This is a genomic window from Hymenobacter antarcticus, assembly GCF_039539545.1.
Classification (GTDB): domain Bacteria; phylum Bacteroidota; class Bacteroidia; order Cytophagales; family Hymenobacteraceae; genus Hymenobacter; species Hymenobacter antarcticus.
Genome location: NZ_BAABDI010000043.1, coordinates 1 through 25447, shown reverse-complemented (window position 1 = coordinate 25447; position 25447 = coordinate 1). Strand labels below are relative to the sequence as shown.

18 protein-coding genes and 1 other RNA gene are annotated in these 25447 nt (G+C 59.9%); 6 read left to right on the top strand and 13 right to left on the bottom strand.

The genetic code is table 11. The features are described from left to right. Window positions 1-185 precede the first annotated feature (185 nt). The 3 genes from ald to ABD819_RS20090 form a co-directional block, all read right to left on the bottom strand. Window positions 186-1313, bottom strand: coding sequence for an alanine dehydrogenase (gene ald, locus ABD819_RS20100; protein ID WP_345127257.1), 1128 nt, complete (start codon window positions 1311-1313; stop codon window positions 186-188). A gap of 158 nt (window positions 1314-1471) precedes the next feature. Continuing rightward, window positions 1472-2002 carry a VOC family protein gene (locus tag ABD819_RS20095; RefSeq protein ID WP_425554044.1) on the bottom strand — a complete coding sequence of 177 codons (531 nt, stop codon included), beginning with the start codon at window positions 2000-2002 and terminating at the stop codon, window positions 1472-1474. A 141-nt stretch (window positions 2003-2143) separates the two neighbouring features. Then, window positions 2144-2914, bottom strand: coding sequence for a DUF1573 domain-containing protein (locus ABD819_RS20090; RefSeq protein ID WP_345127255.1), 771 nt, complete (start codon window positions 2912-2914; stop codon window positions 2144-2146). A 244-nt stretch (window positions 2915-3158) separates the two neighbouring features. On the opposite strand from ABD819_RS20090, the gene ABD819_RS20085 reads away from it, so the two are divergent. Then, entirely contained in the window at window positions 3159-5579 is a 2421-nt protein-coding gene (locus tag ABD819_RS20085) for an alpha-ketoacid dehydrogenase subunit alpha/beta (protein ID WP_345127253.1), read from the top strand. A gap of 180 nt (window positions 5580-5759) precedes the next feature. On the opposite strand, the gene ABD819_RS20080 is transcribed toward ABD819_RS20085, so the two are convergent. Next, entirely contained in the window at window positions 5760-6350 is a 591-nt protein-coding gene (locus ABD819_RS20080) for a hypothetical protein (RefSeq protein WP_345127252.1), read from the bottom strand. Window positions 6351-6471: 121 nt separating this feature from the next. Here ABD819_RS20080 and ABD819_RS20075 point away from each other — a divergent pair, with 121 nt between their 5' ends. The 4 genes from ABD819_RS20075 (at window position 6472) to ABD819_RS20060 (ending at window position 10059) form a co-directional block, all read left to right on the top strand. Next, a complete protein-coding gene (locus ABD819_RS20075) occupies window positions 6472-7488 on the top strand; it encodes an acyl-CoA synthetase family protein (RefSeq protein WP_345127250.1) in 1017 nt (338 codons plus the stop codon). Between the two features lie 34 nt (window positions 7489-7522). Next, on the top strand, window positions 7523-8740 hold the full coding sequence (locus ABD819_RS20070) for a hypothetical protein (protein ID WP_345127249.1): 1218 nt from the start codon (window positions 7523-7525) through the stop codon (window positions 8738-8740). Between the two features lie 151 nt (window positions 8741-8891). Further along, window positions 8892-9467: a DUF7010 family protein gene (locus ABD819_RS20065; RefSeq protein WP_345127247.1), complete on the top strand. Its 576-nt coding sequence runs from the start codon at window positions 8892-8894 to the stop codon at window positions 9465-9467. Between the two features lie 334 nt (window positions 9468-9801). Beyond that, entirely contained in the window at window positions 9802-10059 is a 258-nt protein-coding gene (locus ABD819_RS20060) for a hypothetical protein (RefSeq protein ID WP_345127245.1), read from the top strand. Between the two features lie 226 nt (window positions 10060-10285). Here the strand turns inward: ABD819_RS20060 and ABD819_RS20055 are convergent, their stop codons facing one another. The 9 genes from ABD819_RS20055 to ABD819_RS20015 form a co-directional block, all read right to left on the bottom strand. After that, a complete protein-coding gene (locus ABD819_RS20055) occupies window positions 10286-11449 on the bottom strand; it encodes a sigma-54-dependent transcriptional regulator (RefSeq protein ID WP_345127242.1) in 1164 nt (387 codons plus the stop codon). Between the two features lie 138 nt (window positions 11450-11587). Beyond that, an RNA gene (gene rnpB / locus ABD819_RS20050) (RNase P RNA component class A) lies at window positions 11588-12053 on the bottom strand. Between the two features lie 46 nt (window positions 12054-12099). Next, window positions 12100-12384, bottom strand: a complete 285-nt coding sequence (locus ABD819_RS20045; protein ID WP_345127239.1) for a DUF4242 domain-containing protein — start codon at window positions 12382-12384, stop codon at window positions 12100-12102. Window positions 12385-12494: 110 nt separating this feature from the next. Then, the gene (locus ABD819_RS20040; RefSeq protein ID WP_345127238.1) at window positions 12495-14354 is read right to left on the bottom strand and encodes a M1 family metallopeptidase; all 1860 of its coding nucleotides are present in this window, start codon (window positions 14352-14354) and stop codon (window positions 12495-12497) included. A 412-nt stretch (window positions 14355-14766) separates the two neighbouring features. Continuing rightward, entirely contained in the window at window positions 14767-15249 is a 483-nt protein-coding gene (locus ABD819_RS20035; RefSeq protein WP_345127235.1) for a hypothetical protein, read from the bottom strand. Window positions 15250-15373: 124 nt separating this feature from the next. Next, window positions 15374-17896, bottom strand: coding sequence for a tail fiber domain-containing protein (locus ABD819_RS20030; protein ID WP_345127233.1), 2523 nt, complete (start codon window positions 17894-17896; stop codon window positions 15374-15376). A gap of 54 nt (window positions 17897-17950) precedes the next feature. Continuing rightward, window positions 17951-19453, bottom strand: a complete 1503-nt coding sequence (locus ABD819_RS20025) for a fibronectin type III domain-containing protein (RefSeq protein WP_345127231.1) — start codon at window positions 19451-19453, stop codon at window positions 17951-17953. A 185-nt stretch (window positions 19454-19638) separates the two neighbouring features. Then, window positions 19639-20868: a Smr/MutS family protein gene (locus ABD819_RS20020; protein ID WP_345127229.1), complete on the bottom strand. Its 1230-nt coding sequence runs from the start codon at window positions 20866-20868 to the stop codon at window positions 19639-19641. A gap of 289 nt (window positions 20869-21157) precedes the next feature. Beyond that, window positions 21158-22129 (bottom strand): DUF2279 domain-containing protein, encoded by a 972-nt coding sequence (locus tag ABD819_RS20015; RefSeq protein ID WP_345127227.1) that lies wholly within the window; start codon window positions 22127-22129, stop codon window positions 21158-21160. 335 nt (window positions 22130-22464) lie between these two features. Here ABD819_RS20015 and ABD819_RS20010 point away from each other — a divergent pair, with 335 nt between their 5' ends. Continuing rightward, window positions 22465-25260, top strand: coding sequence for a DUF4961 domain-containing protein (locus ABD819_RS20010; RefSeq protein ID WP_345127226.1), 2796 nt, complete (start codon window positions 22465-22467; stop codon window positions 25258-25260). Window positions 25261-25447: the final 187 nt, after the last annotated feature.

The following is a 25447-nucleotide window of genomic DNA, read 5'->3' as shown; positions in this document are numbered from 1 at the left end:
CCTTATCACGTTCGTACCACTTGGAATCAGGCCAAAATGAGCAGTCGTGAGAAGTTCCTTCGCAAGCGGACGCCAGATGAGGATGACAAACGACGCAAAAACCGAAACCCTAAACAGGTTCAAATTAAAGCCTTCCCAACAATGAAGTCGGGAAGGCTTTTAACTCTTAACTCTTAACCTTTAACTCAGACCGCCGCCAGCTCCAGCACGGTTTCCACGTTCACCAGGGGCAGGCCCCAGGCGTCGGCTACGCCTTTGTACACCACTTCGCCGTGAACCACGTTCAGGCCGAGGCGCAGGGCCTCGTCGCGGCGGCAGGCTTCCTGCCAGCCCTGGTTGGCCAGTTTCACGGCGTAGGGCAGGGTGGCGTTGGTCAGGGCCAGGGTGCTGGTGTAGGGCACGGCACCCGGCATGTTGGCCACGCAGTAGTGCACCACGTCGTCGATGATGAACGTCGGGTTTTCGTGGGTCGTGGGGTGGCAGGTTTCGATGCAGCCGCCCTGGTCCACGGCCACGTCTACCACCACGGTGCCGGGACGCATAGTTTTCAGCATGTCGCGGGTGATGAGGTGCGGAGCCTTGGCACCGGGAATGAGCACCGCGCCCACAATCAGGTCGGAGGTTTTGATGGCTTCGCGGATGTTGTACTCGTTCGAGTACTGTGTCACCACGTTCTTGGGCATGAAGTCGTCGAGCTCGCGCAGGCGGGTCAGGTTGATGTCCATGATGGTGACTTGGGCGCCGAGGCCGGCGGCTACTTTCGCCGCCTGCGTGCCGACCACGCCGCCGCCCAGTACCAGCACGTTGGCGGGCTTCACGCCGGGTACGCCGCCCAGCAAAACGCCGCGGCCTTTCAGGGGCTTCTCCAGGTATTTGGCTCCCTGCTGCGGGGCCATACGGCCGGCCACTTCGCTCATCGGAATGAGCAGGGGCAGGGCGCGGTTGCTCAATTCCACCGTCTCGTAAGCGAGGCAGACAGCCTTGCGCTCAATCATGGCGTGGGTCAGCTCTTCGCCGCTGGCAAAGTGGAAGTAGGTGAACAGCAGCTGGTTTTCTTTGATGAGCGGGTACTCCTCGGCAATGGGCTCCTTTACTTTGATAATCATCTCGGCCTGCCCGTACACCTCGGCAATGGTGCCGAGCATGGTCGCGCCAGCCGTTTTATACTCTTCGTCCGAAAAGCCACTGCCTTCGCCGGCGGTGCTCTGCACCAGCAGGGTGTGGCCGTGCTTGCGCAGCTCAGCTACGCCGGCGGGCGTGAGGCCCACGCGGTTTTCGTTGTTTTTAATTTCCTTTGGAACGCCGATAATCATGTGCGGTGGGGTGGGAATGGAGATTAATAAAGAAGATACTGTTTCGAGCCGTAAAGATAGTAGCGCGAAGCGGTGCTTCGCGCCCCCGCGCCATTTTCGCGTCCCCCGCGCCAATGAGGTCAGCCCAGGCTGTGCGGGTCGCGAAGCACCGCTTCGTGCTACTCCGCCAGCAGCGCGTTCAGGTCCAGGGCGCGGGTATACATCTGCACGCTGCCGTCGGCCGCCAGGGGCCACTGGGCCGGCGGTCGGTCCCAGTACAGCTCCACGCCGTTTCCGTCGGGGTCATCCAGGTAAATGGCTTCGGATACGCCGTGGTCGGCCGAGCCGGCGATGGGGTACTTGGCCGCCACCAGCTGCCGCAGCGCGCCCGCCAGCTCAGCCCGCGTGGCGTACAGAATAGCGGTGTGGTACAGCCCCGCGCCCTGCCGGCGGGCGGGCAGGCCACCCAGGCTGTTCCAGGTATTGAGCCCGATGTGATGGTGGTAGCCGCCCGCCGAAACAAACGCCACCTGATTGCCAAGCCGCTGCATCACCTTGAATCCCAGAATGTCGCGGTAAAAGCCCAGGGCTTTATCAATGTCCGTGACTTGTAGATGAACGTGCCCAATGCGGGTCTGGGCCGGTGCCTCATAGGCTGCACCCGACTCGGGAGTGGTACCGACAGTTGCGTTTTCCGTAATGAAACCGATGTACAATGAAAGAATAATGTACCAACATTAATCCAAAACCAATCCAAAAAACAAGCCCCGCCAAACCGGCAGGGCTCTTCAGGAAATCGCAGCAGTAATCCCAATCTTACTCAATCATCAAATCTGCCTAATCTGCGGTCCTTACTTGAACGGTACCGCCGTGCCGCTCTCCTTCACCATGCTGTTGCCGCTGAGGTCGCGCACGATGGTGGCACGGAGCGTGATTTTGGCATCACCGCTCACGTCATTGGAGGTAATAGTCACGGCGTCGCTCACCTGGCCAAGCTGCCGCTGGCTGTAAATCAGCTCCACCACTGAGCTTTGGCCGGGGGCGATGGGGGTGGGGGGCGTTTTGTAGCCCACGCAGTAGCAGCCGGCGGTGAGGGCGCCGAGCACCAGCTCCGTTTTGCCGGTATTTTTTACTATGAAGCGGGCGGTGGGTTGCTGGCCGGCTTCCATCTTGCCGAAGTCGTGGCTGCTTTTGTCGAGCACCAGGTGCGGCGACCTGGCCAGCTGGGCCGCCGTCAGCGTCGGCTTGATTTCGTCCTTCGTCAGTACCGAACCCTTAATGCTGAGGACCTTACTGGCTTCGGCGGCATTGCTGGTCACGGTCACGGTTTTGTTGAACACGCCCGGGCGGCCGGCGCTGCTGTACATCGCCTTGATGATGCCGGTTTTGCCGGGCAGCACGGGGGTTTTGGTCCAGTCGGGGGTGGTGCAGCCGCAGCTGGCCTGCACGTTGGCAATGACCACGGGCTGGTTGCCGGTATTCTTGAACTTAAAGGAATAAGTGGCCATGGTGCCCTCGGGCACATTGCCGAAATCGTGGCTGTCGGTTTCGAACTGCATCACGGCCTGGGCGCGGGCCGTGAAGGCAAAAGCCAGCAGGCAAAAAGTAAGAAGCTTTTTCATGTCTGAAGAAAACAATAACTCCCGCTACGCACCAGCGTGGCGCAATCGGGATAAATGGTAACAAAACGAATGGCGGCTGGCGCGGTTACGTCGAAAGCCAGGGTCCGGCCGGTCATTCATGACAACCCAAATATACGGCCGAACCCCATGTGCCCCGCACCCGGCCGCTATTCCGTATTTTTGCGGCACGGCCCCGGCCGTTTCGTCCTTCCAATTGTATTCCCACCCATCCTTATAGCTCTTTATGTCCACTGCCGAAACCGCCGCGCCCGCGCTAACCACGTCTCTCGCCAAGGCTGACTTCCTGACTGATTATCGCCTGGCCTGGGAAAGCCGCCACGCCTCGCTGGCCGGCCGCAAGGAAGTTTTTATGGGCAAGGCCAAATTCGGCATCTTCGGCGATGGCAAGGAAGTGCCGCAGCTGGCCATGGCCCGCGCCTTCCAGAACGGGGATTTCCGCGCCGGCTACTACCGCGACCAGACCTTTATGGCTGCCATCGGCCAGCTCACCTGGGAGCAGTATTTTGCCCAGCTCTACGCCAACCCCGACGTGGAAGCCGAGCCCGCCACGGCCGGCCGCGCCATGAACGGCCACTTCGCCACCCGCATGCTGGACGAGGACGGCAACCTGACCGACCTCGCGCACAGCAAAAACTCCTCGGCCGACATTTCGCCCACCGCCGGACAGATGCCGCGCCTGCTGGGCATGGCCTACGCCTCCAAGCTGTTTCGCCAGAACCCCGAGCTGCATCAGTTCGACACGCTGTCGACCAATGGCAACGAAGTGGCTTTCGGCACGATTGGCAACGCCAGCACCTCAGAGGGCATGTTCTTCGAGGCCCTGAATGCGGCCGGCGTGCTGCAGGTGCCCATGCTGGTGAGCGTGTGGGACGACCATTACGGCATCTCGGTGCCGGCCGAATACCAGACCACCAAGCAGAGTATTTCCGAAATCATGATGGGCCTGCAGCGCGAGGGCGAAGGCCAGTCGGGCTTCGAGATTTACGTGGTGCGCGGCTGGGACTACGCCGGGTTGGTGGATACCTACCAGCGCGCCGCCGCCGTGTGCCGCGAGCAGCACGTACCCGTGCTCATCCACGTCACGGAGCTCACGCAGCCGCAGGGCCACAGCACCAGCGGCTCGCACGAGCGCTACAAGAGCAAGGACCGGCTGGGCTGGGAAGAGGCCCACGACTGCCTGCACAAGCTGCGCGAGTGGCTGCTGGCCGAGGGCCACGCCACCGAGATGGAGCTCGATGAGATTGAAAAAACGGCCGCCGCTACCATTAAAGCGGCCCGCACGGCGGCCTGGGCCGCGTTCTTCGACCCCATCAAAGCGGAGCGCGATGAGGCCGTGGCCCTGCTCGACAAGCTGGTGGCCGACACCGGCACCGAAAACACCATGCACGAGCTGGTGGAGCAATTGAAATCAAACCCGACGCCCATCCGGGCCGACATCGTGCGGACCCTGCGCCGCGCCCTGCGCCAGGTGCGCAACGAGAAAAAAAGCTTCGGCCGCCGCAGCGTGCAGCGCCACCTGGAGCAGCTACTGGCCGAAAACGCCGACCGCTACAACTCCAACCTGTTCAGCCAGAGCGAGCTGGCCGTAGGCAATATCGAAGAAGTGGCCGCCACCTACGCCGCTGATGCGCCCGTGGTAGACGGCCGCGAGGTACTGCAAGCCTGCTTCGATGCCAACTTCCAGCGCGACCCCAAAATCTTCGCCATCGGCGAGGACGTGGGCAAGATTGGGGACGTGAACCAGGCCTTTGCCGGTTTGCAGGACAAGTTCGGCGAGCTGCGCGTGACCGATACCGGCATCCGCGAATGCACCATCGTGGGGCAGGGCATTGGCGCGGCGCTGCGCGGCCTGCGGCCCATCACCGAAATTCAGTACCTCGACTACCTGCTCTACGCTATCCAGATTCTGAGCGACGACCTGGCTTGCCTGCAATACCGCACCAAGGGCGGCCAGAAAGCCCCGCTCATCGTGCGCACCCGTGGGCACCGGCTGGAGGGCGTGTGGCACTCGGGCTCGCCCATGCAGATGATTCTGGGCAGCATCCGGGGCATTCATGTGTGCGTGCCGCGCAACATGGTGCAGGCCGCCGGCTTCTACAATACGCTGCTGCGCAGCGACGAGCCCGCCCTGGTGATTGAGTGCCTGAACGGCTACCGCCTGAAGGAAAAGACTCCGAGCAACATCGGTGAGTTCACGCTGCCGCTGGGCCGCCCCGAGGTGCTGCTGGCCGGCACCGACGTGACGGTGGTGACCTACGGCTCGATGTGCCGAATCGTGATGGACGCGGCCAAACAGCTGGCCGATGTGGGCATCTCGGTCGAAGTCATCGACGTGCAAACCCTACTGCCTTTTGACACCGACCACCTCATTGCCGACAGCCTGCAGAAAACCAACCGCGTGGTGTTCGCCGATGAGGACGTGCCCGGTGGCGGCACGGCCTTCATGCTCCAGCACGTGCTCGACGAGCAGCAGGCCTACCGCTTCCTCGATTCGCAGCCGCGCTGCCTGGCCGCCCAGCCCCACCGCCCGGCCTACAGCTCCGATGGCGACTACTTCAGCAAGCCCAACGCGGAGGACGTGTTCGACACTGTTTACGAGCTGATGAGCGAGGTGAAGCCCGGGCAGTTTCCGGAAATCTATTAAGTACTCGCGCAGAAGTAGCCGTATGCTCCGGTCCGACCGCCCTAGGCGGTCCGACCGGTTGCCGTTGGAGCGAAATCGTTGGTGCTTCAATCGGTCGGACCGCCTAGGGCGGTCGGACCGGCAGGCCCGGACAACGATTTCGTACTACCGGCAACCGGTCGGGCCTACCGGGGTATAGGCTTACTGGCCCAGCGTTACTTCCGAAGTGGTGATTGTGTTGCTGACGTGCAGCGCCCGGTCCAGTATGGTAATCTCGTACCGAAACACCTGGCCCTTCTTGTACACGGACCCATCGAGTGAAATCGGCAGCAGGTACCGCAGTTCTCCTTTGAGGGGAGCCGGCTTGGCATTGATGCCATCAAGGCGCGGGTAGGTGCCGTCGTACTGCCCGATTTTGCCAAACGGGGGCGGGGTGGTGAACCTGGTGAACTGGCCGGTCACCGGATTCTTCAGAAACGGCTGAATAAGGTAATTGTACTCATTGGTCGTGTGGTTGCGCTGCGGCACCGGCAGCTGGGGCGCCTGGTTGTAGGGCGGCAGCCGAATGTCGTCTTGCGAAAGACCAAGGTCGCCGTCGCCATCGCGAAAATTCAGCACAAACGTCAACTCATCAACCGCATCCTGAGTACCCGCCGGAATGTGCGTCACCAGGTTTTCCTTAAAGTCAATTTCCGGCGTGATGGGAAAATCGGGCGGAGTCAGGCAGCTGCTGATGCCCATCGCCGACAGACTGAACAAGGCAATGCCGGGCAGGGTACGAAACAGGTTCATAGTAGTAGCAGGAAATGGATAGTCAGCAGTACAACGCCAGAAGTGGCCCCAAAGTACGTTTTTCCCAACGAATGATGGGCCTCGATGGTTCGTACTGCCCCCTTAACCGTTTGATTTGGTCATGAGTTTCCGCCCCGATTTTTTGCAGCGTCTGCCCCAGGTTTCGGCCGCCACCTTCGAGGCGGCGGCCCTGGAGCTGTTTCGGTATCAGGCCGTGCACTGCCCGCCCTACGCCGAGTACCTCGCCCAGCTGCGCCGCCGCCCAGCCGGCTACGACCCCGCCACCGTGGCCCGCCTCACGGATATTCCGTTCCTGCCCATCGAGTTTTTTAAGACCCACGACGTGCGTACCGCGCCCGCCGAGTGGCAGTCTCAGGAGGAATTTCTCAGCAGCGGCACCACGCTCCAGCAGCGCAGCCGCCACCAGGTGCGCGAGCCCGCGCTCTACCGCGAAAACGCCGCCCGCATCTTCGAGCAGTATTATGGCCCGCTCACGGGCTGGACGTTTCTGGCGCTGCTGCCCTCGTACCTGGAGCAGGGGCAGTCGTCGCTGGTGGCCATGGTGGATTATTTCGCCCGGCAATCGGGCCAGGCGCAGCCCGCGTTTTTCCTGCACGACTACGCCGCCCTGCGCGCCGCCCTGGCGGCGGCCGGGCAGGAGCCCGGCCGCCGCGTCATGCTCATCGGCGTGAGCTATGCCCTGCTTGATTTCGCGGCCGCCGCCGGCCCCGCGCCCGAGCTGCAGGGCCTCACCGTGCTCGAAACCGGCGGCATGAAGGGCCGCCGCCGCGAGATGATTCGTGAGGAGCTGCACCAGGAACTGCAGCTGGCCTTTGGGCCGGCCGGCATTCATTCCGAGTACGGCATGACGGAGCTACTCAGCCAGGCCTACTCACTCGGCGATGGCCGCTTCCACTGCCCCGCGCCGCTACGCGTGCTGCTGCGCGAGCCTTCGGACCCATTCTCGGTGGCAGAGTTTCGGCCCGACGGGGCCATCAATGTAATTGATTTAGCGAACGTAGATTCCTGCGCTTTTATTGAAACCAAGGACCTGGCCAGGATGCACGCCGATGGCTCGTTTGAGGTGCTGGGGCGGATGGATAACTCGGACGTACGCGGCTGCAATCAGCTGGTGTAGTTGCTAGTAAGGGCATATTGCATTACCTTGTTTCGTGAACCCAGCCGACGGTAGCCTGCTTCCCGAAAGTCGCACCGTCGGAGTTTCGGGAATACAGATGTTGTGTGCAATAATATCAGACCCCTTGCAATTGACAGAGAAATATAAAAATCAACTTGACCTTGTTCGACAAAACCCAAATTTGTTAGACAATTATCGCTTTGACAAGGACGCAGCTTCTTCAAAACATTTCGAGAGACTTCGCTTAAATATTTCAATTTATAATGACTTTAAACCAACAGATTTTGAAATCGCAAAATTTCTGTTTACCGAAGAAAGTAAATGGAGAAAGGATGCTAAAGATGGCGAGGTTGACAATCTTTATTTTTCTGCGTTCATTTTGACATTATTTAAAAACCCAGAAATAATTTGGCTATTTCACGACACTAAAAATATTGACTTCGACAGCGGTACCGGTTTTGACGGAGAATATTTAGTTTCTGCAGGTATTGATAAGACCTATAAATATTTAGAAACTGTAGACAATACTCATAAACAAGACCTTTTAAACTACATTGGTGAAACAGTTGACAGTTGTAATTATTCACAGGAAGAAATTGATAATTGGGCAAAGTTTAAAAAAGAGTATTTCAATATTTATAGTTACCCAATTACTGATGAAATTTATTTTTTTTACTCTACAAATGAAAAAATATTATTCTTAGAAAAGCTACCTGAGTGGATAAAACAAGATAGGGAATGGACTTATGAAGAACTTTCTCTTTTTAGGACGTATGCTAAATATTCAGGTGACAAAGTTTTAGAAATAAAGGCATCCGAATTGACTGTTGAAAAAAATGATAAAGGTTTTCTTGACGACATTAATAAAAAAGAATTGGCTATTTTATATATTGAAGTTGGGCAGCAAGATAAAGCTCTTGAAATTTTAAAGGCAATAATTAAGGGTTCAGACAATAAAAATATTATTAGAGACTGCCTTGAACAACTTTGCAAAATCATTATAATAAACAAAGACAACATAAACGAAACTTCATTTAGTGCACTTGAAGTAATAAAGAAACAACAACGTAAGTACAGAAATTTTTCACCAAATGTTGACGACTTAATTAAAGACACAAGCCTAATAATGACGGACGAGAAAATTACTGCACACAACATAAGTATTGCCAATAGTGGGGCTGACGGAAAAACAATGAGCTTTTGGAATTCTATTAGGCAGTGGTTCGGGCAGACGAACAAACCCAAACATTAGTTCTTATTTTTTAACTTTATCAAAAAGCCAAGCAGCAGTTCCGGGCGGAAGAATTTCAAATTCCCCACCATCGGCAATACTCAATCGTTGGTGGCAAGTATGACAAAACCCGTTTCACCAATAAACATATTGAAAGAAAACTTTGTAACAAATGACTAAAAATTCATCAAGCGACCAAATAAACAAAACTGACACGGTTAGTCAGGCTCAAACAGATATGTGTAAAGGTTATGCGAATGGTTCTGTTGGCATAATAGTTTCAGGACTTATTTGGCTCATTTCAGCAATTGTAACTTATCAATATTCTGCTAAACAAGCTATTTGGACACTCTTAATTGGAGGTATGTTTATTCATCCTTTGAGTATACTTCTAGGCAAAACAATAGGACTAAGTGGGACTCATGCGAAAGGTAATCCATTAGGAAACTTAGCTATGGAAGGGACAATATTTATGATTATGTGCTTACCTCTTGCTTTTGGACTTTCATTGCAACATACCGAATGGTTTTTTCAAGGTATGCTTTTGATTATTGGCGGAAGATATTTAACATTTGCATCTATTTATGGCATTAAACTTTATTGGGTTTTAGGAGTAGTTTTAGGAGTTGCAGCATATTTGCTTTTTACCTTAAAAGCACAACCTTTTGGCTCTGTACTGACAGGTTCACTTATTGAAATAGCTTTTGGATTTTTTATATTTCTTTCTTTCCGTAGGAACAATTTATAATTAAGGGTTTATAGAATAGACCAAATACCTGCCACCAACATTGGGTTTGGCAATAGCAGGGCTTGACGTTGTTATCTTCGGCTGTAGTTCGCTATCAGCTTCTGTTCCGGCAGGACGTTAATAATTTGGCTTTTAGTTGTTATCTTCAACTTTGGTTTTTCAATCGGCTTGGGTTACGGGGAGACGAATTTCAAATCCCCTGCCATCGCCAAGCCCTGCTCGTTGAGCCAAGGCATCGGTTTTCCTTACATGGGCGGGTTCCGGCCAACAGGCATAAGTTGAGCGCAAGTAGCGTAACTATAGTTTCAGGATTTTTCTTAACGTAAACATTATCATGTTTTCAAGTAAAGACTACTCTAAAATGACATTTGAAGAGTTGGTGTCAGAAGAGAAAAAAACGAAATCACAACAAACCACAACTGCTGTGTTTATAGGTGTGGTGATTGGCATTATTTTTTGGGCTGCTACACACAAGGGAGGTTTTGTCCTTGCTGTTATCTTGCTGATTTTTGCTTTTCGAGTTGGTTACAGAAATTCACAAAACCTGAAGAGCATCCAGGCGGAAATAAGCCGCAGGGATATTGTTGGTTAAGTAGCTCAATGTAGGCGGGTTTTGGTCGATAGGCATAACCTGTTGTCCACGACGTTGGAGAGTGCAACACGAATGAGTGTGGAAAGGCGTTACCCGCCTGCGTTTGTTCAACAACGCCCCACCATTACCAGTCCGTTAACCGTGTCGTTTTAAAAAAAGGCAGCACCAGAATCAACTGATTCTGGTGCTGCCTTTTTTACTGCCTGATAACGATGGAGAAGGCTTTCTACTTCCCCGCAAACGCTTTGGCGTCGCCTTCCGAAATCACGTCGTCGCTCATAATCACCAGCCGCTCCACCACGTTGCGCAGCTCGCGGATATTGCCGCGCCAGTCCAGGCCCTTCAAATATTCCAGCGCGGTGGCGTCAATTTTCTTGGGCTTGTTGCCGTAGTCGGCGGCGATGTCGTTGAGGAACTTCTGAATCAGCTCGGGGATGTCGTCGCGCCGGTCGTTCAGGGCGGGCACCTGAATTAATATCACCGAGAGGCGGTGGTAGAGGTCTTCGCGGAAATTACGGTCGGCGATTTCCTGCATCAGGTTTTTGTTGGTGGCGGCGAGCACGCGCACGTTCACCGAGATTTCCTTTTCGCCGCCCACGCGGGTGATTTTGCTTTCCTGCAGGGCGCGCAGCACCTTGGCCTGGGCCGAGAGGCTCATATCGCCGATTTCATCCAGAAACAGCGTGCCGCCGTCGGCCTGCTCAAACTTGCCGATGCGCTGCTTCACAGCCGAGGTGAAGGAGCCTTTTTCGTGGCCGAACAGCTCGCTCTCAATCAGCTCCGACGGAATGGCGGCGCAGTTTACCTCCACCATGGGGCCCTGGGCGCGGCTGCTCAACTCGTGCAGCTGGCGGGCCACCATTTCCTTGCCCGCGCCGTTGGGGCCCGTAATCAGCACGCGGGCATCGGTGGGAGCTACTTTCTCAATGGCCTTGCGCACGGCCCCAAGGGCGGCCGAGGAGCCCACCATTTCCGAGCCTTTCGTGACGGAGAGCTTCTTCTTCAGCGTCTTGGTTTCGGTGACGAGCTTGGTGCGGTCCAGAGCGTTGCGAACGGTGACGAGGAGGCGGTTGAGGTCGGGGGGCTTGGAAATGAAGTCGTAAGCCCCTTTTTTGGTGGCATCCACGGCCGTGTCGATGCTGCCGTGGGCCGATACCATGATGAAGGCGGCATCGGTGCCCATGGCCTGGGCGCGGGTCAGGACTTCGAGGCCGTCCATCTTGGGCATTTTGATGTCGCAGAGCACCACGTCGTACTTCTGCTGAATAAGCATGTCGAGGCCGGCGGGACCGTCCTCGGCCTGGTCCACCTTGTAGTCTTCAAATTCCAGAATCTCCTTCAGCGTGTTGCGGATGGCTTTTTCGTCGTCGATGATTAGGATGCGGGGCATGCGGGGAGTTATGAGTTAAGAGTTGAAAGTTAGGAGCTGAAAGGCAAGGTACCGTTGGCAGACCAACTCATAACTCCTGACTTTTAACTCTTAACTAAAAAACGGCTGCCTTTGCCGAAGCAAAAGCAGCCGCCGAAGTTAGGTGATGGGTCTGTAAGCCGGGTTTTGTCCGCGGCCGAAACCGCTGCCTCACCATTTATCTAGGCCAGTCGTTGCCGAAAGGCTCCATCAACCTACCCGCTGGCGCCGGACGAGCCGCCCGGTGCCGATGCGGCCGAAGCCGCGCCGGCGTACCAGCTTATTTGGTCTTTCAACCCCTGAGGTTTACCCAGCCGGGACGGTCACCCGCCCGCTGGTGCGCTCTTACCGCACCTTTTCACCCTTACCAAAGGCGAATGAGTGACTGAGCGACTGAGTGAATTAACCGAAGTCACGTCACTCATTTACTCATTCGCTCAGTCACCGTCTGGCGGTTATTTTCTGTGGCACTGGCTGTCCTGGTTTGCGTTATGCGCGCCAGTCCTTCCCGTTAGGAAGCAGGGTGCTCTGCGTTGCCCGGACTTTCCTCGTCGCCCGAAAGCGCCGCGGTGAGGCGACCCATCACTGCGGGCAAAGGTAGGGCAGAAACCTCCGGGGACCAGCGGCCGGGGTCAGGCCGGAGTACGTTCTGCCGTGGCCGGGCTGATAATGTTGGCGACCTGAGAAATGGCGTTGGCCGGAAAGCCGCCCTGCCGGGCGTGCTCGCGTACCATTTCCTCGTTGGGCGCATTGTACACGCAATAAATTTTATCGGTGGTCACGTAGCTGTGGTCCCACTGAATTTGCGGCCCCAGGTTGTCGAGCACTCCGCAGGAAGTTTGCGAAATGGCTTTTAGCTGTTCGGCGGTCAGGTTTCCCGCGCCGGGGATTTCCCGTTCGATGACGTACTGCGGCATGGTGCGAAGCGTTAGGTTAATGTTTATAATGCTAATATAAGTTTTATTAATTATAATAAAAGAACCTGGCCATCAGGCACGAGCGTAGTTTGCGCGCGGGCTGCCCCCAGCTACTTTCCCTCCCACACATTATCCTTTGGGAAACTATCCGGCACCAGGGTGCTGCCCAGCGTCACCCGCGTCAGGGGCTGCTTGGTGGCCACGGGCACGGTGACAGTAGTAGCGCCCGTTTCCCAGACGCTGATGCTGCGGTGGATTTTCTGGGTCGTGTTGTCGGCGAAGGTCATTGTTAAATCAACGGGGACGGGCTTGGTGCCTTTGGCTTGCACGGTAATGTCGTAGCCGGGGGCGGTTTTGCTGACGCTGGCGATGGCCAGGTCGGGGTAGCCGGCATCGAAGAACCAGCGCTGCCAGAACCAGTTGAGGTTGCGGCCCGCGCCGGCGTTCATGCTGTTGAAGAAATCGTAGGGCATGGGGTGTTTGCCGTTCCAGTTGCCGATGTAGGTGTGCAGGGCTTTGGTGAACAGCTCATCGCCGAGCAAGTCCTTCACATACAAATAGCCCAGGCCGGGCTTGGGGTAGGAGTTGAGGAAGAACGGCAGGCCATTCTGCTGGGTGCTGAGCGTGACGATGGGCGCGTCGTTTTCGGTATCGGCAGCGGCGGCGTAGCGGGCCACGCCGTAGTCGTCATCCAGCTTGGGGTCGATGATGCTGGAGAGGAGCCACTCGCCGATGGTGGCCCAGCCCTCGTCCATCCAGCCATACTTGGTTTCGTTGATGCCCATGTAGAAGGGGAACATCGTGTGGAAGATTTCGTGGTCGGTGAGGGTGATGGCGTCCTCGCGGGTTTCGGTGGGGTTGTCGTTCACCATCATCGGGTACTCCATCTGGTCGAGGCCGTCGAACACCGTTTCGTGGGCGTAGGGGAAGGGCCATTTGGGGAAGGTGTAGCTCATGGCCTCCACGGTTTTGCGGCTGAAGTCGATGACTTCCTGGTAGTCCTTGTGCTTGGGGTTGTACACGGCATCGACGCGGGTGCGGCGCTGGGTGGCGGGGTCGACCACGAGGCTGGTGCTTTGCCACACGTAATGGTCGGCGGTGGCGAAAACAAAATCCGTTACATTCTTCGCCTCGAAGCGCCAGACATTCTGGGCGTTGGGCGCGGTGATATCGCGCCGCCGGGCATCCTCCGCGCTGATAATGTAGGCCACGGCGTCCTTGCGCTCGGCGTCGCGCAGGCGCTGGACGTATTTTTTGGTCAGCACCTGGTCGGCATTGGTGAGGTCGCCGGTGGCCCAGACCACGAAATTTTTGGGCACGGTGATGGCGGCTTTGAAGTTGCCGAAATCGTTGTAGAACTCCTGGTCGCCGGTGTAGGGCACGCGGTTCCAGCCGTCGATGTCATCGTACACCGCAATGCGAGGGAAGAAGTAGGCCACGAACGCCGCGCCCGGCTCCACCTCGCCGGTGCGCTGGTGCGAGCCTTTGTTCAAAATGTAGGAGTAAGTGGCCCGCACGGTGGCGGCCTGGCGCGCCCCGAGGGCGCGGCGCAGCGGCACCGCCATGTTGGTGGCCTCAATGGGCAGCTTCTTCACATCAAACACTTCGCCGTTGATGGTGAGGGCCGAAATCTTCATGCCCTCGCCAATATCCTCGGGCGCAAAAGCCCTGGCGCGGGGCGCGCCTTTCTGGTAGATGTTGGGGTAGAGCTTGAACCAGAGCTGGCGCAGCGAATCGGGGCTGTTGTTCTGGTACTTGATGGTTACGGTGCCGGCCACGCGCCGGGTGGCGGGGTCGAAGCTGACGGTGAGGTCATAATCGGCGGTATTCTGCCAGTAGTTGGGGCCGGGCAGGCCGGTTTCGGCCCGGGTGCCTCTGGTGTAGGTGGCTTGCAGGTTGCGCGGTACGGGCAGGGTGGGCTGGGCCAGGGCGGGCAGAGTGAGGATTACCAGAAAAATAAGGAAGCGCATAGTACGGGAGCAGGGCCGGGCGGGGGCAAGGGTTGGCCGACAAAGCTACGCCACCGGTGCAGGCTCGGTGCCCGGCCGCGGGGGGCACCAAAAAAGTCCCGCACCACCGGTTAGCGTCTTCAGCCCGGCAAGCGAATGAGCCGGAACGGCCCGCCGTGTCGCGCATCAGCAGCTGCGGCTGCAAAAGAAGCTGTAGAATTTTGCGTAAGTCCTAGTTGAGTAAGAAGCAAGGCCAGACGGTCGGAGGCCTCTTCAGCGGCCACAGCGCAGGCCGCGCTACCTGCGAGCCTGCGCACCGACGCCCTCGTCTCCGGAGCAGCCCGGCAGCGAGGCGATACCGCCGGGCCACCAGCACCCGGCCAGCCGCAAAGCGGGGTAGCTGCCGCTGAGAGCACAAAGCCCGCCGCCGCCGCTACTGGATAATCCGGATGGTGTGGTTGTCCTGGTCGGCCACGTACACCGTGCCCGCCGCGTCTGCAGCCACGCCCGTGGGACCAAAGAAGCGGCCCGGGATGTTGGTGCTGCCTGGGGTGCCTGCCGTGCCTGCCAGCGTACTCACCACGGTCCCGTTGGCCGGCTGGGTCGAGCCGTCGGCATCGGGTATCCGGCCGTTGACCAGGTTCACCCAAACCACGCCCGTGAAGTAGTAGATGCCTTGGGAGGCATCGGTATGAAATACGAGCAGGCCGGCGGCGGGGCTGGCAATGGCATCGCGCTGGGCCGCCGTCAGGCGCGGTGGCAGCAGGCCCTGGGTGGTGGTCGTCACGTCGAGCGCCGCCGAGGCATCGGGGGCCGCAGTGCCGATGCCCACGCTCTGGGCCTGGGCCACGAAGCGGCCCAGCAGCAGCAGGGCCAATAGGGACAGGGCCCGCCAGAAGTAGGAGAGTCTTTGCATATACTTCGGGAATTGGGATGAGGGCATGGTGAGAAAACAGTCGTTGGCCGGGGCGCGAGCCGCCGTCCGGCCGAAGCCCCGACCACACGGCCGGGGCTTCATTAGTAACTACGGGCGCGGGCCGCTACTTGCGGGCCCGTGTGCCGGCCGGGGCCATTTCGCCGCTCAGCAGGCGGGCCATCTGGGCTTGCAGGGTGAGCAGGCTGGCGTGGTCGGCGGCGGAGCCGGTTTGCAGGGCGACGTTATGGGTTTTGAGGGCGTTCAGCTCGGCTTGCTGCTTGTTAATCAGCTGTTGCTGGTCCTTCAGCTCGGCTTGCTGCTTGTCAATCTCCTTTTGCTGGTCCTGGATGGCCTGCACGAGCAGGGGGGTGAGCTTGCCGTAATCTATGCCCCACTGGTTGGTGACGGTGGTGCCGTAGTCGCCTTCCTTCACGGCTTCGGGGTACACCTTGAACAGGTCCTGGGCCAGAAAGCCGGTGCTGCGGGCCGTTGTCGGTTGGCCGATGAAGTGGTAGTCTTTCACTTCAATCTTGAGCAGGTCGGCCAGGCCGAAGCGGGTGCGGCCGATGTGCTCCTTGAGGCGCTTGTCGGAGGTGGTGTTGTAGTTCACGCCGCTGATGTTGCTGTTCATGGTGATGCTGCCGATGCTCACGCCGGGGCGGTTGAACTGTATCAGCTCCGAGCAGCCGGCGCAGCCCGTGTTGTTGGCGGGCACGTTGATGGTGAGGACCCCGTTGGGGTTGCCGGCGGTGGTGGTCAGGCTGGCCACGATGGCACCGGCGCTTATGATTTCGAGGTCGCTTTGGGGGGCGGTGGTGCCGATGCCCACCCTACCGCTGACAACGGCGTTGCCGGCCACGTCTAGCTTTTGGGCCGGCGTGCTGGTGCCTATGCCCACGTTGCCGCCATTGGTGAGCACAAACTGATTGGTGACGGCCCCGTTGGCAGCCAGGTAGAGGTTGACGGAAGTGGTGTAGAGCCCCACGTCGTTGCCGCCGCTGTAATTGCGCTTCACCCCGTGGCCGGGGTTGCCAAAGTACAGGGCCCCGGCCGTGTTGTCGGTTTGGCCCACCGTGATGGCGGCGCTGGCATTGGGCGTGCGCACATCGAGCGTGGTAGCCGGGGCGGTGGTGCCGATGCCCACGTTGCCGCTGCCGGAGAAGGTGAGGTTGTTGCCGGCCAGGGGCACGTCGGTGGCGGCGATCAAGGCGGTACCGCCCAGCTTGATGGTGTTGTTGCTGCCGCTGATGCTGCTGCTCAGGCCGGGGCCGGCTACCGTACTAACCCCGCCCGTAGCGGCCGTGGTCAGGGTGGTGCCGTCGGGGAAGACGAGCCCCTGCCCGGCGGTGCTGATTTTGATGCTGCCGCCCGTCACGTCCAGCCGCTGGGCGGGGCTAATGGTGCCGATGCCCACGTTGCCCGTCGCGCCGAGGAACAGCTGGGGCAGGGTGCCGGTGCTGCCGTTGTAGGGCGTGGCCGCGCCCGAGTTGCCCCACAGGCCCATGCCGTAGTTGCTGCTGGCGTTCTGCACCAGGCCCAGGCCGTAAAAGTTCTGGCCGTTGGGGGTTTCAGAGATGGCCAGCCGCCCGGCCGCCGCGTTGGCGTTGGTGGTGCTGCCGAAGGAGAGCCGCGATACAGGGGCGCTGGTGCCAATGCCCACGTTGGCCCCGTTGCCCAGGATGACGGTGTTGCTCTGGGTCAGGCTGACGTTGGCCCCCAGGGCCGTGGCGTTGGTCAGGGCGTGGCTGCCGTTGGCCGGGCCGCTGTTGTAGCCCAGGGCCGTAAGGCTGCTGCCGGTGGTGTTGAAGTAGCCGCTCATGAAGCCGCTGAACACGTTGTTGTTGCCCGTCGAGTTGTAGAAGCCGCTGTAGGAGCCGCTGAACACGTTGCTGCTGCCCGTGAAGTTGCTATAGCCGCTGTAGAAGCCGCTGATTACGTTGTCATTGCCTGTCGTGTTGCTGGTGCCGCTCACGTAGCCGCTGAACACGTTGTAACTGCCCGTCGTGTTGTGGTAGCCGCTGTTGGAACCGCTGAACGAGTTGGCGTTGCCCGTCGTGTTATTGTAGCCGCTGTGGTAGCCGCTAAACAGGTTGTCGCTGCCCGTCGTGTTGTGGTAGCCGCTGCGGTAGCCGCTGAACAGGTTGACGAAGCCCGTGTTCACGCGGCCCGCCTCGTAGCCCAGGTAGATGCTGTTGCCGGTCGTGTTCTGGCCCAGGTTCAGGCCGCCATCGGCCCGGATGCCCACGCCCACCCCGCTGATGCTGGCCCCGCTGCCGGTGAGGGCATTGCCCTGCAAGTTCAGGGCCTGGGTAGCCGTGTGGTTGCCGAGGTTGTCGCCCGCGCCGCCCACCACGTTGAGCTGTTGCCAGCTGGGGGCGGCGGGCGTGCCGGCATTGTAGTAGAAGCCCGCAGTGCCTCCGGTCTGAAACACAATCAGCCCCGTGGCCGGGCTGGCAATGGCCGTGGCATCGGCCACGCGCGGCAGCAGCGCCCCTTTGGTGCTGCTCACAATGTCGAGCGCCGCCGAGGCATCGGGGGCGGTGGTGCCGATGCCCACACCACCGCTCTGGGCTTGAACCTTCAGGCCGCCGGTAGTAAGCAAGGCGAGGAGCAAGAGCCCGCGCCAGAAAATGGAAATGTGTTTCATGCAGAAGTAGCTAAACGGAATGAGTTGAGGAGTTGAGTCAGTCGGCACGGGAGCTTATTCCACCACGCAGCGCGTGGTGAAGCGGCCGGCCGGGCCGGTGTAGCGCAGGAAATAGGCCCCGGTAGCCAGGCCGGCCAGCGGCACCGCGCCCTGGGCGCGGCCATCGAGGGCCACGGTTCCCAGCACCTGCCCGATGACGCTCAGGATTTCCAGGGTGCCGGCCTCGGCCGGGCCGGTGTAGAGGTAGGTTGCCGCCTGCCCAATGGCCACGCGGGTGGGGTACACCACGAAGCCGGCGGCCAAGGGCGCGAGGGCCACGCTGCGCACCGGCGAGTAGCTGAAGTCGCCGTTGGTGTCGGTCTGGCGCAGGCGGTAGTAGAGCAGGGTAGTCCCGGCCGGTAGCTTCTGGTCAAGCAGGGCGTAGTCGTGGCGGGTCTGGCTGGTGCCGGCCCCGGCCACGGTGCCAATGGCGGCGAAGCTGCGGGCATCGCGGCTGCGCTCGACGGTGAAGCCGGCGTTGTTGAGTTCGGTGGCCGTGGCCCAGGTCAGGCGCACGGCGGCGGGCCCTTCGGCGCGGGCCGTGAAGTCGAGTAGCGTCACGGGCAGCGGGTTGGCCGCGTTGCTGACGGTGAAGCGGCTGAGCGTGGTCGGGCTCATGCTCATGCTGCGGGTGCTGGCGTTGGCCACCGGGCCGCGCACGGCCCAGGGCTGGCCGGCGGCCGATTGCTGGTAGATGCGGGCCTGGCTGAAATCGGCGATGCCGTTGTCGTTGTCGGGCAGCCAGCTCAGGGTAAGCTGCACGGCGGCGCTGGGCTGGGTGGCGGGGGCCACGGTCCAGATGCGGTCAATGCCTTTCAGGCCGGTGTTGTTCAGGTTCTGGCCGAAGCTCACGTCGGCCGTCAGCAGGCCGGCCGTACGGGTGATGGTCACGGAGCCCAGGTTGTTGGTGGTGGGGTCGAGCACGGCCCCGTGGCCGAAGTCCACGGCCGCCCCGCTCACCGCGTTGCGGGTGATTTCGAGGGCCCCGAGCACGTAGCGGCCCGTTGCCTCGCCGTTGAGCGTGGCCCCGTTGGGCAGGCGCAGGGTGTTCACGGTAGCGCCGTTTTTGGTGTTCACCAGGCCGTTGGTGAGGGTGAGGTTGTTGCTCACGGTCAGGTTGCCGGTCAGGCGCAGGGTGTTGGCCCCGGCGGTGGGCTTACTCACGAGCACCTGGTAGAGCGTAGCCCCGCCGGGGGTTAGCAGCTGGTCGGCCGCGCCGGCGAAGGTGACGGGGCTGGTGCCGGGGGTGATGGTGCCGGAGTTGGTTAGGTCGCCGCGCACCTCCAGCGCGCCCGCGCCCAAATCCAGGGTGCCGGGGTTGGCCAGGGGGCCGTCCACGCGCAGGGTCCCGGCATTGGTGAGCGTGCCGCCGGCCTGGTTGGTGAGGCCGCCGGTTCCCACGTAGAGCGTGGCTCCGGCCTGAACGGTGATGCTGGCCCCGGCGTTGGTCAGGTCCTGGGCGGCGACAGGCCCGGCCAACAATAGGCTCAGACCGGCAATGGGTATAGCGTGTTTCATTGAACTTTGTATTCGGCTTGAGTTAAACCGGGTGCAAAGCTCCGCTGTATTGCAATACGCCGCCATCGCATGTTGATGCGACCCCCCCATGATAAAGCAAAAAAAGCGCCCCCTGCCGGGAGGCGCTTTTTTGCTTTGTCAGGCCGCGATGCCGGCCCCGCAAGCGTGCGGATGCCGTTGCCGCGCTACTTCAGCCGCACCAGCGTGGCCCCGAAGCCAAACTTCTCCTTGCGGGCATCCTCAAAGAACTTAATGTCCTTGTTACGGCTCAGCTGGCGATGAATTTCCTTGCGCAGCACCCCGTTGCCCATGCCGTGAATAAACACGATTTCGTGCATGTTGGTGGCCAGGGCGCGGCTCAGGGCATCCTCAAACGCGTCGAGCTGGATGCGCAGGATGGCCGTGTTGCTCAACTCCTCCTTGGTGTCGGGGCGCAGGGCCTCCAGGTGCAGGTCGAACTCGTGGGGCGGAGCCACCACCGGCGCGGCAGGGGCGGGCGTAGCAGCTGCTAGCACGGCGGCGGGCTTGGCCGGCGCATCGCCGCTGAGCTGGGCTTTGAGGGCCGCGATATCGACACCGGCGGGCTTGGCCGGGGCTGGCGCGGCCGCTGGGGCGGGGGCTTCTTCGGCTAGTTTCTCGGGGGCGATGGCCGCGGCGGCCTTCTCGTCCAGCTGAAACAGGTAGGCATCCTTGCCAATAACCGGGGCGGGCCGCTGGCTGCTATAGAACGTGCTGGCTTTGAACGCCTGGCGCTTGGTGAGCAGCTCGTAGGCCGCGTCGCCGTTGAGGCGCGTGGGCAGCAGCTGAAACACGACGGCCGGCCAGGTTTCAAAATCCTTCATGTGCAGGAAGGAGAGGGGCTTGGTGCTGGCCTTGGGGCCGAGCTTGTCGGCCGCCAGGGCGCGGTAGGGGCGGGCACTGGTTTCCTCGCCGTAGGTAAAGAGCACGTCGGCCTCGGTATTGTTGATGAGCGTGACGCCCAGCAGCTCGGGCGACTGGTGCACCAGGGCCAGAAACAGGCCTTTGGCGGCGGCCGGCTGCTTGCTGCCGCCCGCTACCGGGCTGCTGCCGCCACTTTTGGCCATGCCCGCCCCGCTCGACGCCACAGCCGCCAGGGCTTCCTGGAGCGAAGGCTGCGCCGGTTTGGCTGGGCCGCTGGGCTGGCTGGGGCGCTTGCTGTTGTCTTTTTTGCTGGCGTTGGCGTTTTTGCCGGGCACCTGGCCCACGCGATAGTCGGGCGCGGTGCGGTCGAAGTTATTGCCTTCTTCCTGGGCCACCACCACCACTTCGCGCCGCAGCACGGGAATGGTAAAATCGTTGTCAATAGCTACTTCCACCAGCTCGCTGTCGAGCAGGCGGGTAACAATTCCTTCTTCAGTGCCGGTCAGCAGCCGGACTCTATCTCCTACATTCATAAATCACGGATTACGCGGATTTAAACGGATTTCACGGATTTTGTGGACGATTATCGGCCTGCCGGGAGAACTCCGTTTTACTTCATTTTGACCCATCTGTGCAGACTGGGTTTGCAAAAGTACGTTTTTGACGTGGCGACAGATGCTTTGGCGCTACCTAAAAGCCAAACATCAACGCATGACTGGGCAAAAATTTCACCAAAGTCATACCCATCGCACCGCTCGCCATCAACAAAGTAATCGACTACAAAATCCGTGAAATCCGCTAAAATCCGCGTAATCCGTGATTTTAGTAGTAGAGGCTGTGGAAGCGAAAACCGTTGCGGCCGTTGTATTCCAGCGCCGGGGCCGGTAGGTGAAAAATGCTGAGCGTGTAGAACACCCGCTTCAGCAATACGCTGCGAGTCGGGATACGGCGCAAGTCCACGTCCAGCGACAGGTAAAACTGGCGGTAGGGGCGCAGGCCGAATGCCGCGTTGGTGCCATCGTTGTTATACACCATGTCTTCGCCGCCGTAGCCCACGGCCGGCTGCAGCCAGCGCGGCCAGCGGTTGCCGGGCTTCAGAAACGCGCCCACGTCGGTGCAGAGCCAGTAGGTCTGGCCGTTGTAATCCTTCAGCCAGCGCTCGGGTACGTTGCTGCCCAGCACGTTGGGCCGCCGCTGGGCATAGCCGGTGAGGTGAAACGACCATTTGGGCATGATGCGCACGTCGTGCCAGGCCAGCTGCTGGGCCAGCAGCCCCGCCGAGCCCAGAAAGTTGGCCGCTAAGTCGGTAGCCGACGCGCCGTAAGCCGGGTCGCGCCCATCGAGCAGCTCCAGGGGGCTCTGGATGGCGAAACCCACGAAGGAGCCGTACCAAATGGCTTTTTTCTCGCTCAGGCCGGCCCAGCGCAGCATATCCACGGCCCCCCGGCTTTCCTGAAACGCGCCCCAGAAGTGGCCGGCCTTATCAAGCTGCTTCCATTCGGGCAAGTCGTTGAACCAGTGCAAAGGAGCCTTTTCGCCGGTGTACCAGGCCGTTGTGAGGCCGGTATAAATCACCCCGTAGCCCAGGGCTGAGCCGCCCACCAGCAGGCGCAGCCGGCGTTTTTGCTGGGCCACCGAATCAACGGGGGCGGGTGAAGGGGCTGCCGCCGGGCCCTGGATGGGCGGGAGCGCCTGAGCAGAAACCGATGCCGGCATGGCGAGTGCGCCGGCGGCCACTGCCCACCCCAGCAGCTGTTGCCGCAACGAAATCAACTGGCGAAAAAAAAGCGTCATGCAGGCAGAAGTGGCGGGCAAAGGTACGGCGGCCGGCAGCGGATGATTTGGGCGGACTTTTGGCGTGGTCGAGCAGAAATCAAGTGCCGGGACGGGCTGCAATCCTTTGCGGCCCGGGGAAGCGGTGCCAGCCTTTTAAGACGTATTAATGCTTGTAAATCAGATTTTTGGAAGCGAATGATTGTCCGCAAACGTTTGTGGTTTCTGGGGTTCCCGTACCGCTCTGACAACTTTTTGAAGCCGTATATTAGCAGTAACAACGCGAAGCATAGCAATGCGCTGTTGGCCGAATCTGGCTACGCACGCTCTCACTTATCTCCTTCCCAATCTTATCAATGCAAACATTTCGACGCATAGCGGGCCTGTTTCTGGTGCTGCTGACGTGGGCAGCCCAGGCCCAGGTAGTGACCACCCAGCCGGTTTTCTTCACTGAAAACACGTCCGTTACCATCACCTACGATGCCAGCAAGGGCAATGCCGGAATGATTAACTTTACTGGCGACGTTTATATCTGGACCGGTACCGTGACCAACCTGAGCGCCACCAACACCACCTGGCGCAACGTAAAGAGTCCCAGCTTTGGCCAGGCCGACCCCGCCGCGCTCATGACGCGCGACGCCACCAACCCCAACCTGTACCGCATCACCTTCACGCCGCGCACCTTTTACCCGGTGCCCGCCAACGAAACCATCCTGCGGCTGGGCATGATTTTCAAGAATGCCAACGGCTCCACGGTGGGCCGCGCGACCGATGGCAGCGATATTTTCGTGGACGTGTACCAGGGCGGCCCGGCCGTGCGCCTCACCCAGCCCGCCAGCGGCGGCAACCCGCAGTTTGTGGCCCCCAACGTGGCCCTGCCCGTGAGCGGCAGCAGCGCCCTGGCCGCCAACCTGGTTCTCACGCTGAACGGCGTGCAGGTGGGCCAGGCCACCAATGCCACCACCATCAGCGGCACGGCCACGCCCACCCAAACCGGCCGCAACGTGCTGAAGCTAACCGCCGGCACCGGCGCCACGGCCATATCCGATTCCGTGATTCTGGTGGTGCGGCCCGCCGTGACGGTGGCTGCGCTGCCCGCCGGGGCCAAAGAAGGCGTGACCTACCTGGCCGGCGGCACGTCGGTCATTCTAACCCTCACGGCTCCCAACAAGCAGTTTGTGTATGCCCTGGGCGAGTTCAATAACTTCCAGACCACTACGTCGGGCTTTATGAACAAAACCCCCGACGGCAATATGTGGTGGGTGCAGCTCAACGGCCTCACGCCCGGCCAGGAATACGCCTACCAGTACCTCGTGGACGGCACCCTGCGCGTGGCCGACCCCTACACCGAGAAAGTACTCGACCCCAGCAACGACCGGTTTATTCCGGCCATCACTTACCCCGGCCTGCGCTACCCGGCCGGTCAGACTGGCATCATGGCCACGCTCCAGACCAACCAGCCGGCCTACCAGTGGCAGGTGAACAACTTCGTGCGGCCCGCCAAAACCAACCTGGTGGTGTACGAGCTGCACCTGCGCGATTTCATCGCCCGCCACGACTACCAGACCCTGCGCGATACGCTGGGCTACCTCCAGCGGCTGGGCGTGAACTGCATCGAGCTGATGCCGGTGAACGAGTTCGAGGGCAACGATAGCTGGGGCTACAACCCGAGCTTCCACCTCGCCCTCGATAAGTACTACGGTACCAAAAACAGCTTCAAGGCCTTTATCGATGAGGCCCATCGCCGCGGCATGGCCGTGGTGCTCGACGTGGTGCTGAACCATGCTTTTGGTCAGAACCCCATGTACCAAATGTACTCGGATGGCGGCGGGGCCACCGCCGACAGTCCGTGGTTCAACCGCGTAGCCACCCACCCGTTCAACGTCGGCAACGACTTCAACCACGAAAGCGCCTTCACCAAAACGTACAGCAAGAACGTGATGGACTACTGGGTGAACGAGTATCGCGTCGACGGCTACCGCTTCGACCTCAGCAAGGGCTTCACCCAGGTGAACTCGGGTAACAATGTGGGCCAGTGGGGCAACTACGACCAGTCGCGCATCAACATCTGGAACGACTATAACAATCACATGCAGGCCAACCGCGCCGGCACCTACGTCATCCTCGAACACTTTGCCGACAACAGCGAGGAAACCCTGCTGGCCAATGCCGGCATGATGCTCTGGGGCAACCGCCACGGCGCATACACGGCCGGGGCCGTCGGTACTTTCCGCAGCGCCAACTTTGCCAACGTGTACGCGCCGCAGCTGGGCTGGCAGCAGCCCGGCCTGGTGGCTTACATGGAAAGCCACGACGAGGAGCGCAACATGGTGGACGCCCTCACCTCGGGCCAGAATAACGGTGCCGGTTACGATATTCGGAACCTGAACACGGCCCTGGCCCGCATGGAGATGAACGCTGCGTTTTTCTTCACCATCCCCGGCCCCAAGATGATTTGGGAGTTTGGTGAGCTGGGCTACGACGTGAGCATCAACAGCAACGGCCGTACCGGGGTCAAGCCCATTCGCTGGAACTACTACACCGATGCGCCGCGCCGCAAGCTGCACGATGTGTACGCCAACCTCACGGCCCTAAAGCAGCAGCCGGCTTTTGCCAACGGCACCTTCACCAGCCGCGTGAGCAGCCAGGGCAAGTCCCTGCAAATCAGTCATTCCAGTTTAAATGTGACGGTAGTAGGCAACTACGGCCTGACTCCAATCGATGTGAATCCAAACTTTCAGCGCACCGGCCGCTGGTATAACTACCTCACCGGCGACAGCATCACCGTAGCCAATACCACTGACCTGCTGACCCTGGCCCCCGGTGCCTACGCCGTGTATCTCGACCGCCCCCTGCGCCGCGTGGCGCTGGCCAGCAAGCAGGCCACTGCCGCCAACGTGTTCCAACTGACGGCCGCCCCCAACCCCGCCGCCGGCAGCACCACCCTGCGCTACGACCTGCCCGCCGCCGCTCCCGTGCAGATTTCAGTGAGCAACCTGCTGGGCCAGAACGTAATCACACTACCTGCTGCCAACAAGGCCCGCGGCGCCAACTCCCTGGAATTGCCCGTGCAGACGCTGAAACCCGGCATCTACCTCATACGCCTGCAGGCCGCCAACTTGCAGCAGTCGCTGCGACTGGTAGTGGAGTAAACAGCCGCATCGAGTCAACAAAAAAGCCCGCTGGAGTATCCAGCGGGCTTTTTTGTTGACTTTGTCGGGTCCGGAAATAGGTTGACAGCTTTCCCAAAAGATGTCATGAAAACTGAGTTTGAGCCGCGTGTGCGGCGTAGTCAGCGCGACTACAGTTTGCCCTTTAAATTGGCCGTGGTGGGTGAAG